The sequence below is a fragment of the Streptomyces sp. SID14478 genome, from assembly GCF_010548525.1.
Classification (GTDB): domain Bacteria; phylum Actinomycetota; class Actinomycetes; order Streptomycetales; family Streptomycetaceae; genus Streptomyces.
The window spans coordinates 13,799-27,936 of record NZ_JAAGMG010001459.1 but is presented as its reverse complement, the minus strand read 5'-3'; the positions used below and the strand labels follow the sequence as shown (position 1 = coordinate 27,936).

Annotated in this window: 12 protein-coding genes; 5 read left to right on the top strand and 7 right to left on the bottom strand. The window is 70.8% G+C overall.

Going from position 1 to position 14,138, the window contains the following annotated elements:
• Together G3I40_RS45640 and G3I40_RS45635 are read right to left on the bottom strand one after the other, a co-directional pair.
• A partial coding sequence (locus G3I40_RS45640) for an MFS transporter (RefSeq protein ID WP_164560661.1) occupies positions 1-377 on the bottom strand: 377 nt, incomplete at its 3' end.
• Positions 378-391: 14 nt separating this feature from the next.
• Positions 392-1,018: a MarR family winged helix-turn-helix transcriptional regulator gene (locus G3I40_RS45635; protein WP_343245227.1), complete on the bottom strand. Its 627-nt coding sequence runs from the start codon at positions 1,016-1,018 to the stop codon at positions 392-394.
• Between the two features lie 323 nt (positions 1,019-1,341).
• Between G3I40_RS45635 and G3I40_RS45630 the strand changes: the two genes are divergently transcribed.
• Positions 1,342-3,273 (top strand): AMP-dependent synthetase/ligase, encoded by a 1,932-nt coding sequence (locus G3I40_RS45630; protein ID WP_164560660.1) that lies wholly within the window; start codon positions 1,342-1,344, stop codon positions 3,271-3,273.
• A complete protein-coding gene (locus G3I40_RS45625; RefSeq protein ID WP_164560659.1) occupies positions 3,266-4,993 on the top strand; it encodes a GMC family oxidoreductase in 1,728 nt (575 codons plus the stop codon). Before G3I40_RS45630 ends, G3I40_RS45625 begins: the two co-directional genes overlap by 8 nt.
• Before the next feature lie 3 nt (positions 4,994-4,996).
• Here G3I40_RS45625 and G3I40_RS45620 read toward each other — a convergent pair whose 3' ends face one another.
• The 5 genes from G3I40_RS45620 to G3I40_RS45600 all read right to left on the bottom strand — a co-directional run bounded on the left by G3I40_RS45620 (position 4,997) and on the right by G3I40_RS45600 (position 9,140).
• A complete protein-coding gene (locus G3I40_RS45620; RefSeq protein ID WP_164560658.1) occupies positions 4,997-5,779 on the bottom strand; it encodes an ABC transporter permease in 783 nt (260 codons plus the stop codon).
• Entirely contained in the window at positions 5,776-6,786 is a 1,011-nt protein-coding gene (locus G3I40_RS45615; RefSeq protein ID WP_164560657.1) for an ATP-binding cassette domain-containing protein, read from the bottom strand. The genes G3I40_RS45620 and G3I40_RS45615 overlap by 4 nt, the downstream gene beginning before the upstream one ends.
• Positions 6,787-6,986: 200 nt before the next feature.
• Complete coding sequence (locus G3I40_RS45610; RefSeq protein WP_164560656.1) at positions 6,987-7,829, bottom strand: DUF4097 family beta strand repeat-containing protein; 843 nt, start codon at positions 7,827-7,829, stop codon at positions 6,987-6,989.
• Between the two features lie 73 nt (positions 7,830-7,902).
• The gene (locus tag G3I40_RS45605) at positions 7,903-8,424 is read right to left on the bottom strand and encodes a toxin-antitoxin system HicB family antitoxin (protein WP_164560655.1); all 522 of its coding nucleotides are present in this window, start codon (positions 8,422-8,424) and stop codon (positions 7,903-7,905) included.
• 287 nt (positions 8,425-8,711) lie between these two features.
• Positions 8,712-9,140 (bottom strand): cytidine deaminase, encoded by a 429-nt coding sequence (locus G3I40_RS45600; RefSeq protein WP_164560654.1) that lies wholly within the window; start codon positions 9,138-9,140, stop codon positions 8,712-8,714.
• Between the two features lie 846 nt (positions 9,141-9,986).
• Between G3I40_RS45600 and G3I40_RS45595 the strand changes: the two genes are divergently transcribed.
• The 3 genes from G3I40_RS45595 (at position 9,987) to G3I40_RS45585 (ending at position 14,111) form a co-directional block, all read left to right on the top strand.
• Complete coding sequence (locus G3I40_RS45595) at positions 9,987-10,667, top strand: hypothetical protein (protein WP_164560653.1); 681 nt, start codon at positions 9,987-9,989, stop codon at positions 10,665-10,667.
• A complete protein-coding gene (locus tag G3I40_RS48230; RefSeq protein ID WP_164560652.1) occupies positions 10,667-12,592 on the top strand; it encodes a putative T7SS-secreted protein in 1,926 nt (641 codons plus the stop codon). The genes G3I40_RS45595 and G3I40_RS48230 overlap by 1 nt, the downstream gene beginning before the upstream one ends.
• 421 nt (positions 12,593-13,013) lie before the next feature.
• Positions 13,014-14,111: an ADP-ribosylglycohydrolase family protein gene (locus G3I40_RS45585; RefSeq protein ID WP_275410351.1), complete on the top strand. Its 1,098-nt coding sequence runs from the start codon at positions 13,014-13,016 to the stop codon at positions 14,109-14,111.
• Positions 14,112-14,138 lie beyond the last annotated feature (27 nt).

Here is a 14,138-nt window from a genome sequence, read left to right as displayed (position 1 = left end):
AGCGCACCGCAGGCGGTCTCGGCGGCGACCAGCGCGAGCAGCAGCACGACGCTCCGGTTGCCGGCCAGCGCCTGCGCGCACAGGCCCACCGCGGCGAGGAACTGGCCCGCGGCCGTGGCCCGTACGACGGTGCGACGGTCGACGGAGTCGGCGAGCGTCCCGCCCAGCAGCCCGAAGAGGATCATCGGCAGCCCGGTCGCGAGCCCGATCGCGCCGGTGCCCACCGGGCTGCCCGTCAGGTCCCAGACCTGGGAGAGCACCGCCACCGTGGCTATCTGGCCGCCGAGTTGGGCTGCGGCGGTCCCGATCCACAGATCGCGGAACGCCCGGCTGCCGCGCAGTGGACGGACGTCGAGTAAGCGGTCCCGGATCCTCATCGCTACCGCTCCTTCTACTCGGACGCGCCGGATGTCTCGGACGGCTCGGACGTCCCGGATGTCTCGGACAGCCCGGACGGCTTGCGCGGCTCCGGCGGTTCCGGCGGTTCCACGAGGTGGTCGAGGACCCGCTCCCGCATCGACCGGTGTGCCAGCGCCCGGCGCACCTCCTCGACGACGGCGGTCATCGCGTGCGGGATCTCGCCGTCCAGCTCCGCGACCGTCGCGTGCGTGGCCCGCCACTCCGCCTCCAGGAACGGCACCAGCGACCGCCCGCGCTCGGTCAGCGCGATCCGCCGGGTCCGGGCGTCGGACCCCGGTTCGGAGCTGACCAGGTCCTCCTTGCGCATCGCGGCGATCGTCTGGCTGATCGCGGAGTGCGAGCGGTCCAGTGAGGCGGCGAGCTCGCGGATGGTCAGGGGCCCGGTGTGGGCGAGCCGGATCAGCGGATAGGCGAACCGGGGGCGCACGCCCTTGATGCCGCGTGCGAGGTAGACCTGCTCGATGTCGGCGTCCATGGCGGCGAGCAGTTCGTGCAACGTGTGCCAGGGGTCGGGGAGCGAGGTGGGGTCGGCGGGCGGACCGGTGGGCGACTCCGCGGCCGGATCAGTGGTCCGGCCGGTGGGCTCATCAATTGTCACAGCGCTAATATAACAGCGCTGCGACAATCTCTCGACAGGCCATCGACAGGCCATCGACAGGCCACTGGCAGGCGCCGCGGGCAGGGGCGTGTCGGGCCGCTGCCAGCCCTCCGGCAGCCGCCCGACACCTTGTGGCGCCCGCTCGACACCTCGCGGCGCCGCCGCAAGACCCGCCCGGCGCCCGGCGGCCGCATGGCACTCGCCCGGAACGCGACCTCTGCGCGACCCATTGAATTTTCCTTACGCGCCGGTAAGTTGACTCATGAGTAAGTCAGCGTCAACCGAGGTGAGTTCGTAGCAGCCGAGCAGGGCCGGGAGCCGTCATGGGCGTACGCAAGGATCTGAAACGGGCCAGGAAGCGCAGCGACCTGACCGATCGCGCGCAGGTCGCACTCGTCAGGGACGGGCAGGGCGTGGTCCGCGAGGCCAGTACCGCACCGCTCGCCGCACCGCCCTCGGACGGCTCCACGCCCGCCGACATCCCGTTCACGAACGCCGCCGAGGAGCCGGACGCCGTCGTCGTGCGGCGCAAGGAGTCCGGGGAGTGGAAGCCGGTCACGGCGGCCGCCTTCGCGCGGGAAGTGACCGCGACCGCCAAGGGCCTGGTGGCCGCCGGCCTCGAACCGGGCGGCCGCGTCGCGCTCATGTCGCGCACCTGCTACGAGTGGCAGGTCCTCGACTTCGCGATCTGGGCGGCCGGCGGCCAGAGCGTGCCGATCTACGCCACGTCCTCGCCCGAGCAGATCGAGTGGATCGTGCGCGACTCGGGCGCCCGGATGCTGATCGTCGAGACGCCGGAGAACGCGGTCGCCGCCGAGGCCGGACTCGCCGCCCTGGCCGACGCCGACCGGCCGCGCGTGTGGCAGCTCGACGCGGGCGCCCTCCTCGAACTCACCACGCAGGGAAGGGAGATCAGCGACGAGGAGGTCACCAAGCGGCGCACCGCGCTGACCCCCGACACCATCGCCACGATCTGCTACACCTCCGGCACCACCGGCCGCCCCAAGGGCTGCGTCCTCACCCACGGCAACCTGTACGCGGAAGCGGCGAACACCGTCGAATTGCTGCACCCCATCTTCAAGGCCATCACCGGTGACGCCGCCTCCACCCTGCTCTTCCTGCCGCTCGCGCACATCCTGGGGCGGACGATCCAGATAGCGTGCCTGCTCGCCCGGATCGAGCTCGGCCACTGCCCGAGCATCAAGCCGGACGAGCTGCGGCCCGAACTCCGGTCGTTCCGGCCCAAGTTCGTGGTCGGCGTGCCGTACCTCTTCGAGAAGATCCACGACACCGGGCGGGCCACCGCCGAGAAGATCGGGCGCGGCGCGTCCTTCGACCGGGCCGACCGGATCGCGGTCACCTTCGGCGAGCGGAACCTGGCGAAGTTCCTGGACGGCGGCAAGGGCCCGGGCCTTGGACTGACCCTCGCCGCGGGCCTGTACGACCTGCTCGTCTACCGCCGTGTCCGCAAGGAGCTGGGCGGCCGGCTGCGGTACGCGATCAGCGGCGGCTCCCCCCTCGACAAGGGCCTCAACCTCTTCTTCTACGCCGCCGGGGTCGTGATCTACGAGGGGTACGGCCTGACCGAGACCTCGGCCGCCGCCACGCTCACGCCACCGCTGCGGCCCCGGCCCGGCACGGTCGGCCTGCCCGTCCCCGGCACCACGATCCGGATCGCGGACGACGGGGAGGTGCTCGTCAAGGGCCCCATCGTCTTCGGCGCGTACTGGCACAACCAGGAGGCGACGGACCAAGTCCTGGACGCCGACGGCTGGTTCGCGACCGGTGACCTCGGCGCGCTCGACGACGACGGCTACCTCACCATCACCGGCCGCAAGAAGGACATCCTCGTCACGAGCGGCGGCAAGAACGTCTCGCCCGCGGTCCTGGAGGACCGGCTGCGCAGCCGCTCGCCCGTCGGCCAGTGCATCGTCGTCGGCGACAACCGCTCCTACATCGGCGCCGTCGTCACCCTCGAACCGGAGTCCGTCGCCCACTGGCTGAGCGTGCGCAACCTTCCCCCCGACACCCCGATGTCCGAGGTGATCCGCGACCCGCGGATGGTCGAGGCCGTGCAGAAGGCCGTCGACTTCGCCAACGAGGCCGTCTCGCGCGCCGAGTCCATCCGCAGGTTCACGCTGGTGGAGGGCGAGTTCACGGAGGACAACGGGCTGCTCACCCCCTCCCTGAAGATCAAACGGCGGGCGGTCATGACGGCGTACGAGCGGGAGATCGAGGAGCTGTACGGTGCGTGAGGCCGCCCCCGTCACGGACTTCGACGTCCTCGTCGTCGGCTCCGGCTTCGGCGGCTCCGTCTCTGCCCTCCGGCTGACCGAAAAGGGCTACCGCGTAGGCGTGTTGGAGGCGGGGCGGCGCTACACCCGCGACACCCTCCCTCGTACGTCACTGAAGCTGCGCGACTACCTGTGGGCGCCGCGGCTCGGCATGTACGGGATCCAGCGCATCCACCTGATGAAGAACGTGATGGTGCTGGCGGGCGCCGGGGTCGGCGGCGGCTCGCTGAACTACGCCAACACGCTGTACGTCCCGCCGCCCGCCTTCTTCCAGGACAAGCAGTGGGCGGACATCACGGACTGGCAGGCCGAACTGCGGCCCTACTACGACCAGGCGCGGCGCATGCTCGGCGTACGCACCAATCCGACCACGACCGAGGCCGACGAGCTGCTGCGGGCGGCGGCCGGCCGGATGGGCGCGGCGGACACCTTCCGGCTGACGCCCGTGGGCGTGTTCTTCGGCGACGGGCAGGACGCCGACGGTACGACAACGGGCGCACCCGGCACGGAAGTTCGCGACCCCTACTTCGGTGGCGCGGGCCCCGCCCGCACCGCCTGCACCGAGTGCGGCTCCTGCATGACCGGCTGCCGGGTCGGCGCCAAGAACGCCCTCACCGAGAACTATCTGCACCTCGCCGAACGGGCCGGCGCCGAGGTCCGCCCGATGACCACCGTGACGTCCGTACGCGAACTGCCGGACGGCGCCGGCTTCGAGGTGACGTGCGTGCCCACCGACAAGCGGCGCCGCGGCCGGCGCACCGTGCTGCGCGCCCGCCGCGTCGTCCTGGCCGCCGGCACCTACGGCACGCAGACGCTGCTGCACCGCATGAAGGCGGACGGCACGCTGCCGCGCCTGTCGCAGCGGCTCGGTGTGCTCACCCGCACCAACTCGGAGGCGCTGGTGGGAGCGTTGACGTGGCCGCGGCGCCTCGGCCGCACGGACATCGACTTCACGCGCGGCGTCGCCATCACCTCCTCCGTCCACCCGAACCCCACCACCCACATCGAGAACGTCCGGTACGGCAAGGGCTCCAACCTCATGGCCCTGATCTGCGTACCGCAGTACAAGCAGAACCTGCCGAAGCCGGTGGCCGCCGCGCTCGCCTTCCTCTCCCACCCGGTGCTCGTGGCGCGCACCGTCGCGCTGCGCCGCTGGTCGGAGCGGACCGTCATCGGGCTCGTCATGCAGACCCACGACAACTCCCTGACGACGGGCCTGACCCGGCACGGAGCCCTCACCGCCGGACAGGGCCACGGCGCCCCCAACCCCGTGCACATCCCCGAAGGCTGGCAGGCGGCCGGGCTGATCGCCGAGTCCCTCAACGGGTACGCGGGGACGAACCTGGGCGAGCTGCTCGGCAAGCCGCTCACCGCGCACTTCCTCGGCGGCTGCGCCATCGCCGACAGCCCGCAGCGCGGGGTCATCGACGCCTATCACCGGCTGTACGGGCACCCGGGGATCTCCGTGGTGGACGGTTCGGCGGTCTCCGCGAACCTCGGTGTCAATCCGTCCCTCACGATCACGGCGCAGGCCGAGCGGGCGATGGCGTACTGGCCCAACAAGGGGGAGGCGGACCCGCGGCCCGCGCAGGGCGAGGGCTACCGGCGGCTCGCACCGGTGGCGCCGAAGGCCCCCGCCGTCCCGGCAGGGGCCTTCGGGGAGCTGCGGCTGCGCGAGTGAGGCTCAGCGCTTGGTGGTGCTGTTGAACAGCGCGCGCGACCAGAAGTAGCCGATCACGGTGATCCCGGCGCACCAGGCGAGCGAGATCCAGCCGCTGTCGCCGATCTCCGAGCCGGTGAGCAGACCGCGCAGCGTCTCCGTCATCGGCGTGAACGGCTGGTACGCGGCGAACCAGCGCAGGCCCGGCGCCATCGAGTCGGCCGGCACGAACGCCGAGCCGAGGAAGGGCAGGAACTGGATCAGCAGCGGCTTGTTGCTCGCGGACTCGACCGTCTTGGAGATCAGGCCGAGCGCCGCCGACAGCCAGGCCACGGCGAACGCGATGGCCGCGACCAGACCGGCCGCCGCCAGCCACTCCAGGGGGTTCGCGTCCGGGCGGAAGCCGAGCCCGAGCGCCACGGCCACCACCAGTACCAGCCCCACCACCGTCGTCAGGACGCTGCCGAGGACATGGCCCGTCATGAACGACGAGCGCGTGATGTTCATGGTGCGGAAGCGGTTGATGATGCCCTCGGTCATGTCCTGGCAGACGGCGATCGAGGTCGACATGGCACCTGCGGCCACGCCCATGATGAGGACGCCGGGCGTCAGGTACTCCAGATACGCGTCCCGGCCGCCACCCATCCCGGCACCGATCGAGTCCCCGAAGGCGTACACGAACAGCAGCAGCATCAGGATGGGCATCATGGCCGGGCCCAGGGACACGGCGGGATAGCGCAGCGCGTGCTTCAGGTTGCGCCGCAGCATGGTCCGGGAGTCGTGCACGGCGAGGGCGAGGGCGGTCATCGCAGGGTCTCCTTGACGTGAAGGGTGCCGTCGGTGCTGCTGCCGCCGCCGGTCAGGGCGAGGAACACGTCGTCGAGGTCGGGGGTGTGGACGGAGAAGTCGGCGGCGCGGACACCGGCCGCGTCGAGCCGGTCGAACAGGGCGCGCAGCGCGTCCATCCCGGTCTCGCCGGCGACGCGCAGCGCGAGGTTGTCGTCGTCGCGGGCCGCGCCGGGGAAGACGCCCGCCGCCCGCTCGAACTCGTCGATGGCGTCGAACCGCAGCCGTACGTGGCTGCCGGGGATCTGCGCCTTGAGTTCGTCGGCGGTCCCCTCGGCGACGATCCGGCCGCCGTCGAGCACGGCGATCCGGTCGGCCAACTGGTCGGCCTCCTCCAGGTACTGCGTGGTGAGGAAGACGGTGACGCCGTCCGCGACCAGCGAGCGCACGGTGTCCCACATGGTGCGGCGGCTGCGCGGGTCGAGCCCGGTCGTCGGCTCGTCCAGGAAGATCACCTTCGGGTCGCCGACCAGCGTCATCGCGAGGTCGAGGCGGCGTCGCATGCCGCCGGAGAAGGTCGCGGCGCGGTTCTTCGCGACGTCCGCGATCTCGAAGCGCTCCAGCAACTCCTGGGCGCGCCCGCGCCCTTCGCGCTTGCCGAGGCGCAGCAGGTCGGCCATGAGGAGCAGGTTCTCCTCGGCGGTGAGCATGTCGTCGAGCGCGGCGAACTGCCCGGTGACACCGATCGCGGCCCGCACCCCGTCCGGCGAGGTGGCGACGTCGTGACCCGCGACCTGGGCCCGGCCGCCGTCGGCGGCGATCAGCGTGGACAGGATCTCCACGGTGGTGGTCTTGCCGGCGCCGTTCGGGCCGAGCAGCGCGAAGACGGAGCCGGCCGGGATGCGCAGATCGATGCCGTCGAGGACGGTCTTGTCGCCGTACGACTTGCGCAGGTCGGCGGTGGAGACGGCGGGAGCGCCGGCACTGCTACTGCTACTGCTGGTGCTGTTGTTTCTGGGCGTGGGCATGACAGATGAAGGCATGGAGCCCTCCGGCTCGGGGTGGATGAAGTCGCGCGGGGTTGGTGGGACCGGCGCCGCTGGTGCTGTGGGCGCTGCCGTCGAGGTCGGCGCTCGGCGGGAGTGCGGGCGCCAGGCGGGAGTTGAGGCGCCCCGGGAGTGGAGGCGTCGGCGGGAGCGGGAGCGTAGGCCGTGCCTCGGGGTGGGCGTCAGGCCTTGGCGCGGCGGATGTCGATGTTGCCCCAGCGGGTCCTGGCGCGGACCTGGACGGTGTCGTCCGTCTCGGCCGGCGGGACGGAGTCGGTGAGCCCGTTGTGCACCTGTCCGCGCTCGGCGCCCGCATCGAGCCAGGCGGCGACGCCCTCGCGGATGCCGACCTCGATGGCGCCGGACGACGTCTCCAACTGGACGTTCCCGGAGGCTACTTCGCCGATGCGCAGGGCGCCGTGGGCCGTGGTGGCGGTGACCGAGGACTCGGCGCGCAGGACCTCGATGTCACCGAAAGAGCCTTTGGCCCGCAGGTCGCCGGTCACGGTGGCGACGGACATGGCGCCGTGCGAGTTCTTCAGGGTGGCGGGGCCGTCGACGGTGCCGATGCGCAGGCTGCCGAAGCTGGTGGTGATCTCGGCCGCGCCGTCGACCCGGTCGACGAAGACCGAGCCGTGGGAGACGGTCAGGTGGAGCGGCCCGGTCGACTCCAGGCGGAGGTCGCCGCCGGAGGACTTGACCCGGGCCTCGCCGAGCCGCCCCTCGGAGGTCACGTGGATCCAGGAACCGGTGAGGTCGACCCCGGAGCCCGTGGGCAGCTCGACCGTCACGTCGACGGTGCCGGAGGGGCCGATGAAGCGGCGCTCCTTCGTCCTGACGCTGAGCACGCCGTTCGCGTAACTGACCTCGGTCTGCTCGGCGGCCCGCACGTCCTTGTCCCGCTTGGGGTTGCCGGGCCGGACCTCGACCACGGTGTCCTCGCGGTCGCTCGCGGTGAGCCGGAGGGAGCCCGCGCCCACGTGGGCGTTGACCGAGACCGGCTCGGGTGTGTCGAAAGAAGGCATGGCTGTACCGTCCTTATGACTCATCGGGGCGTCCCCGCAGGTGGGACGTGGTGTGGGCGGGAAGCGGGTGCGGCTAGCGCACCCAGCCCGTGAAGCTCTGTCCCGCGGTGGGACGGGTCTTTTCCGTCGTACGCGGAGTGCGGGGCGCGGCGCCCCCGTCGACGGCGGCCGACACGGCGCGCACCAGCCAGGCATTGACCGACAGCCCCTCGCGGGACGCGGCCTCCTCGGCGCGCGCCTTGAGGTGGGCGGGCAGCCGCAGATTGACGCGGGCGGTGCCGCCCTCGTCGGTGTCGCCGGCCTGCGCCGGTGCCGGCGCGGTCTCCTGGACCTCCGTGTACGCGGCATCGCTCGGCGGCGGCGTCACCACGAAGTCGGGATCGAGCCCGCGCAGCCGCACGTCGACCGAACCGGGGGCGAGTTCGCGGGTGATCTCGTCCATCGCGGCGGAGAGCACGTTGAGCATGGTCAGTCGGGTCGCCGACTCCAGGGGGGCGGTGAGCCGCTCGGCCAGTTCACGAGCCTGATCGCCACCGGCTTCGGCGGCCACCGCGAGTTCCCGGTGGAGAGAGTCGACGTACGGCGTGAGGTCCATGGCGTCATAGTGACACCACTATGGCACCATGCGCAAGCCAGGCGGGCTCGGTGTCGGCTCAGATGCGGCGCAGGCCAAGCGGAAACCGCCCTGACCTGCTGGAACACAAAAATGACACCGCGCGGCACAAAGTGGCACCGAATGGCGCTGCATGGCACTACGTGGTGCCACATGGCGCCGCGCGGCACCCACGCCCCCGTCGCCACCGGGGTGAAACCGACGTACCGGGCCCGGCGCCAAGTCGAGCGCGGCGGCGGAACGAGACCGCGCACGAGAGCCAACCAGCCCTATTCCTCGCTGAGTTGATGGTCGGCCCAGACGTAAGTGGAAGGCAGCAGTTCCGCGATGCCAACGGCCCGCAGCCGCTCACTGCCCTTGGTGCCGCCGTCACCGACGATGACCCGCATCCCCGGAAAGTAGTCGAGCATCACCTGTCGGCACCGGCCGCACGGCGGAACGACCCCACGCTCACGATCCCCCACGGCGACCATGGTCTCCAGCTCGTACGCCCCCTGCGCGGCGGCGGCACCGATGACGACCAACTCGGCGCAGGGCCCGCCCGTGAAGTGGTAAGCGTTCACACCGGTGACGATCCGCCCGTCCCGCGCCCGCGCGGCGGCGGCAATGGTGTGGTTGTCGCCGCGGCACCGGGTGCGGGCGACGTGCGCCGCGGCCTCCACGAGTTCCTGGTCGAGCTGCTGTCCCTGCGCACTCATCGTCATCTCCGCCTCACCGGGATTCCGCAGTCCACCACGCGCGGGGAGCCCGGCCTCCCCGGACGCGGCCTGACCATCTGGGGGAGGGTGCCATGCCCGACTCCGGACGCGAAAGCACACGCACCGCCGGCCCGACGGCCGACAGTAGAGAGGCGCCAGCGATGTAGGGCCTATGAGAGGCGCGCTCGGGGGGAGCCGCAAAACATGGGAAGCCGGGGCGGCGGGCGCGGGGTCGGCCCTTCGCGTCAGCTGCGCTCCGCTTCCGCCACCGGCGTTGCGATCGACAATGCGCAGGTGTGAGGATGCTGAGCATGTCAAGAAGCGGGGGCAGTGGCGAGGTGTCTGAGCAGCAGGCGCGCTCTGTTTTCGCGGAGTACGCGGTGGTGGCGGCGCGGCCGGCATCGCCAAGTTCAGACATGCCGACGCCCTCGCCCGCAGTCGCGGTCCTGCGGGAGCCAGACGGCCGAGCGGAGGCCGCAGTCAGCGATATCAGGCAGGAATTCGCTGCCCTGCTGGGCGAGTTCCGGCGTACGGCATCACTGGTACCGCCCGGTGTCGAGCGGGGCCGGCTGACGGCCGACTTCAACGGGGATAGTTTTCTGCGACGAGCAGGCGCCGGCCCGGTGTGCGCAGGTGCGCGGCGCGTACGCCCGCGAGTGGTCGTATCAGACGGTGCTGGGCGCGAAGTTGCCGGATGTGGCAGTCCAGGCGACGGGAGTTCCGTACGGGGTGGTGCCGGACTGCGCGGGCGCTCCGGAGGGCGGGATGGTGCCCGCCCGTGAAGGGCATCGTGCCCGACGAGGCCGCGGTGGACATCGACGTAGTGGATGAAGAGGGGACACAGGCGTGACCGACGGGGGCGGCGGCAAGGGTGCGAAGGATCTGCAGGCCCAGGGCCTGGATCTGATCGCGAAGGGGCTGACCGAGGCGCTGGGGGAGTTGAAGGAGCTGGGCATGGTCGGTGAGGCGGGCGCGGGGCGCGGCTTCTCCGACATTGCCCTGTCCGGCCTGGAGTTGGGGCATGAGGGGATTACGGGGAAGTTCCACTCGTTCTGTGAGCGGTGGGAGTGGGGTGTGCGGTCCCTGATCAATGAGGGGAACACGTTCGCGGAGGGCGTGGGGCTGTCGGCGGGGACGTACTACGAGACCGATCAGTACGTGGAGGGTGCGCTGAAGGTGGGTGCGAACTCACTGATCGGCAATCCGTACGCGACGGAGGACGAGGTCACGCGGCAGGGCTGGGGCGACATCGCGACCTCGGGTGCCGCCGGCGGGGCCGACTACAGCAAGGAGTCCTGGGACGAGGCCAACGCGAATGTGGCGCAGGGCTACAAGGACGCGGGCCGCGACATCATGACCTCGCGCACGGGGGCGTTCGGGCTGACTCCGCAGAACCTGCACGGCGCGGCGGGGATGTCGGACGCCGAGTACAACCAGATGCTGGACGATACCTTCGGTCCCTCCCCCGAAGCCCGCGCGAAGGCCGCCGAGCAGCAGCAGGGCGGACCGGCCGGGGGTGAGCGGTAGTGGGCATCCTCGGTGACCTCAAGGACGGTCTCAACGACGGCCTGAAGGCCGGCGGGGACCTGATCGACGCGGGCAAGAAGAAGCTCGGTGAGGCCGTCGACTACGGCAGCGACAAGCTCGGCGACGGTCTGGACCAGGTCGGTCTGGACAAGGCCGGTGACTGGGTCCACAAGGGCGGCGACTATGTTGCGGCGGGTCTGGGCGCGACCCCGACCGAGCAGGGGCTGGGCCACACCGAGGATCCCACCGAGCTGGTGCACGGCAAGCCGGGCAACATCCGCGAGAGCGCCAAGCACCTGAAGGACTTCCACTCCGCCTTCGACAAGGTCGGCCGGGGCATGCGGAAGGTCGATGCCTCGGGATGGAAGGGCGAGGCCGGCGACGCCTTCCACCGCAAGATCAGCATCCACCCCACCAAGTGGGCGCAGGCAGCCGACGCGTGTGAGGACGCGGCAAAGGCGCTGGATTCCTACGCCGACTCCGTGAAGTGGGCGCAGGGCAAGGCCCAGGATGCGATCGACGCGTACAACCGCGGCAAGCGCACCAGCGCGGAATCCGCCAAGGCGTACAACAAGAAGGTCGACGCCTACAACGCCAAAGCCCTGGTCGGCGAGGATCCCGGCCCCAAGCCGGAGCCCTGGAGCGACCCGGGCGAGGCGGAGCGCACCAAGGCCGAGCAGATACTGGAGGACGCCCGCCGCGCTCGCAACGAAGCTGCCGCTCGGGCCGAGGCCGCCGTGGAGGCCGCCCTGGCGCACGCGCCGGCCGAGCCGCCGCCGCTGACCCAGATCAGCAACACCCTCGGCGACGTCAGCACGGCCCTCGACGTGGAGTCCGCGCACCTCGTCGGCGGCGTCCTCAAGGGCGGCGCGGGCCTGGTCAACTTCGCCCGCGGCCTCAACCCCACCGACCCCTACAACCTCACGCACCCCGCCGCGTACTACCAGAACGTCAATATGACGCTCACCGGCCTCGTCTCCACCGCCACGCACCCCGAACGCATCGTCACCGCCGCCGTCGACGGCTTCAAGAACGACCCGTCGGAGTTCATCGGCCGCCTGCTGCCCGAACTCGTCGGCACCAAGGGCGCCGGTTTCGTCAAGGGCGGCATGCGGCTCGCTATGAAGGAGGGCACGGAGGCCGCCGTGTCCGGTGCGACGCGCAGAGGGCTACGGGCCGCGGACGACGTCGGCGGCGCACCGCATCTGCCGGACTCCTGGAAGCTGGACGAGGGAGCGGCCACCCACGCCGACGACGGTCTCCACTCCCCATCGAAACTCACAAGAGATGAGTTCGCCGAACTCAGCGTCGAGCAGAAGCACGCTGTCGCGTCTTCCGAACTCCGTGACGGCGCACGTACATTCGCCGACGACTCGGAGGCGATTTCCTATGGCAGGGATCACTGGAACGATTACGCCAAGGACCTTCCGCAAGCCGAGAAGGATGCCCTTTACGATTACTCGCGCGAAGGCGGCGCCCCCGCTACCTACAAGGAGATGAACGGGTATCTCCGAGGCAATGCCGATCTCGGCACCCCCGACGTCCTCCACAACATCGAGCACGCCGACAAGGGGCTGGCCGGACGGCCGCTGCCGGAGGACATCACAGTGGTCCGAGGGCAGGGGGTGGATCACCTCGGCTTCAAGCGACCCGAGCAGATGATCGGGGAGGAGATCACCGATCAGGGCTATCTGTCCACTTCACTTGGCGACAATGGGGCTGTAGGCGCCTTCGCCGACGAGAAGGCCATCGTGCACCTTCGCGTCCCCGAAGGGCATTCGGCAATCTGGATGGAGAACGTGAGTCACTTCGGCATGGGCGAGCGGGAGCTTCTCCTCGGCCGCGGCACCACCTACCGGGTGACTCACGCCTTCGAGGACGGCGGTCAATGGCACGTCTATGGCGAAGTCCTGCCAGGAAAGTAAGAAGAGGAAGACACGAATGAGTTCCGATCGCGGCGACGCCGAACCACGCTTCGTCAAGCGCACGACCAACCCACGCCTGCACGAAGACGACGGAGCGGGCCTGATCGTCTCCGGGCCGCCGCGTTACAAGTTCAGGACCAGCCGCCCCGTCCGTTACGTGGCGGTAGCAGACACCGATGACGCGCTCGTCGGCTACCTGTGGTTCAACGATGACGACGACGCCGCGGACTGGGAGCCACTCAAGTCCGGGGGGTCGCGCGCCGGCGGTCTCGGCCTCACGTGGACGAAGCGACTGGAGGCGGGCAAAGCGCGCGGCCTCACGCCGTCCCAAGCGGTGACCGAACTGATCGAGCAGTGGCCTTCCACCGAATCCACTCACATCGTCACGGGCTCCCTCACGGAGGCACCGAGTCTGAGGGCGTTGGAGCAGCTCGCGGGCCACTCCGCCCACGAGCGCGTATGGAAGTCCACCCCGGGTTCCCTCTTCGGTCTGGCCATCGGGGACGCCATGGGCTATCCCACCGAGTTCCTCAACATGGAGCAGATCACCGCCAAGTTCGGGCCGTGGGAACAGATGGGTCTGCCGCTGTCGGCCGGCGACGTGGTCCGGGTCACGGACGACACCCAGATGGCACTGGCCGTCGGCGAGGCACTGGTGGAGGCCGGCGCCGGTGAACCGGGAGCCCGCAGGACCCGCGGCGCGAACGCGGCCGCGGACGCCCTCACCCCGGCCCCTGTCGAAGCCGCGCTGCGCAAGCACTTCGTCAAGTGGCTGCGCGACCCCGACAACAACCGAGCCCCCGGTCAGACGTGCCTCAACGCCTGTGTCGCCCTCGAACGCGGCCTACGTTGGCAGGACGCCACCGTCATCGGCTCCAAGGGGTGCGGCGCCAACATGCGCGTCACCCCGGTCGCGCTCGTCCCCGGCCTCGGCTCGGAACAACGCGCCGGCATCGCGCAGTTGCAGGCAGCGCTCACTCACGGCCACCCCACCGCCCTCGCGGCCAGCGACCTGACCGCCCACGCCACGTGGCTGCTCGCGCACGGCTGTGAGCTCGGCGACCTGCTGCCCCGGCTGCGGGCCTACGCACAGGAGTCCCGGCACACGTACCACGCGGAGTGGCTGGGGGACCTGGCCGCCAAGGCGGGGGCCGCGGACCCGAGGGCCTTCATCGCCTTCGGCTGGGACGAGTGCCTGCGTGCCCTCGACACCGCGGCCGCGGCCCTGCGCGTGAAGGACGTGGGCCGTGACCCCTCCAAGGCGGTCGGTGCCGGATGGATCGCTGAAGAAGCGCTCGCCACGGCCTTGTACTGCCTCTTGGTCGTCGACGGCGACCCCCGCCCGGCAGTGGCGCGTGCCGCCCACTCGTCCGGCGACTCGGACTCGATCGCCGCGCTGGCAGGCGCGTTCGCCGGAGCCAGCCGCGGACTCGTGTACTGGCCGCCGGAGTGGCGTGAGGCCTTGGAGTACAAGGACCGCATCAGCGCACTGGCCGCAGTGTGGGACAAAACGGCCTGACCGGCGGGGAGGTAGAAAGAGGGAGGA

Excerpts from the sequence above, each read along its gene's own strand:
- G3I40_RS45630 (WP_164560660.1), top strand. The coding sequence starts at position 1,342 with ATGGGCGTACGCAAGGATCTGAAACGGGCCAGGAAGCGCAGCGACCTG.
- G3I40_RS45620 (WP_164560658.1), bottom strand. The coding sequence starts at position 5,779 with ATGACCGCCCTCGCCCTCGCCGTGCACGACTCCCGGACCATGCTGCGG.
- G3I40_RS45605 (WP_164560655.1), bottom strand. The coding sequence starts at position 8,424 with ATGGACCTCACGCCGTACGTCGACTCTCTCCACCGGGAACTCGCGGTG.
- G3I40_RS45600 (WP_164560654.1), bottom strand. The coding sequence starts at position 9,140 with ATGAGTGCGCAGGGACAGCAGCTCGACCAGGAACTCGTGGAGGCCGCG.
- G3I40_RS45615 (WP_164560657.1), bottom strand. The coding sequence starts at position 6,786 with ATGCCCACGCCCAGAAACAACAGCACCAGCAGTAGCAGTAGCAGTGCC.
- G3I40_RS45610 (WP_164560656.1), bottom strand. The coding sequence starts at position 7,829 with ATGCCTTCTTTCGACACACCCGAGCCGGTCTCGGTCAACGCCCACGTG.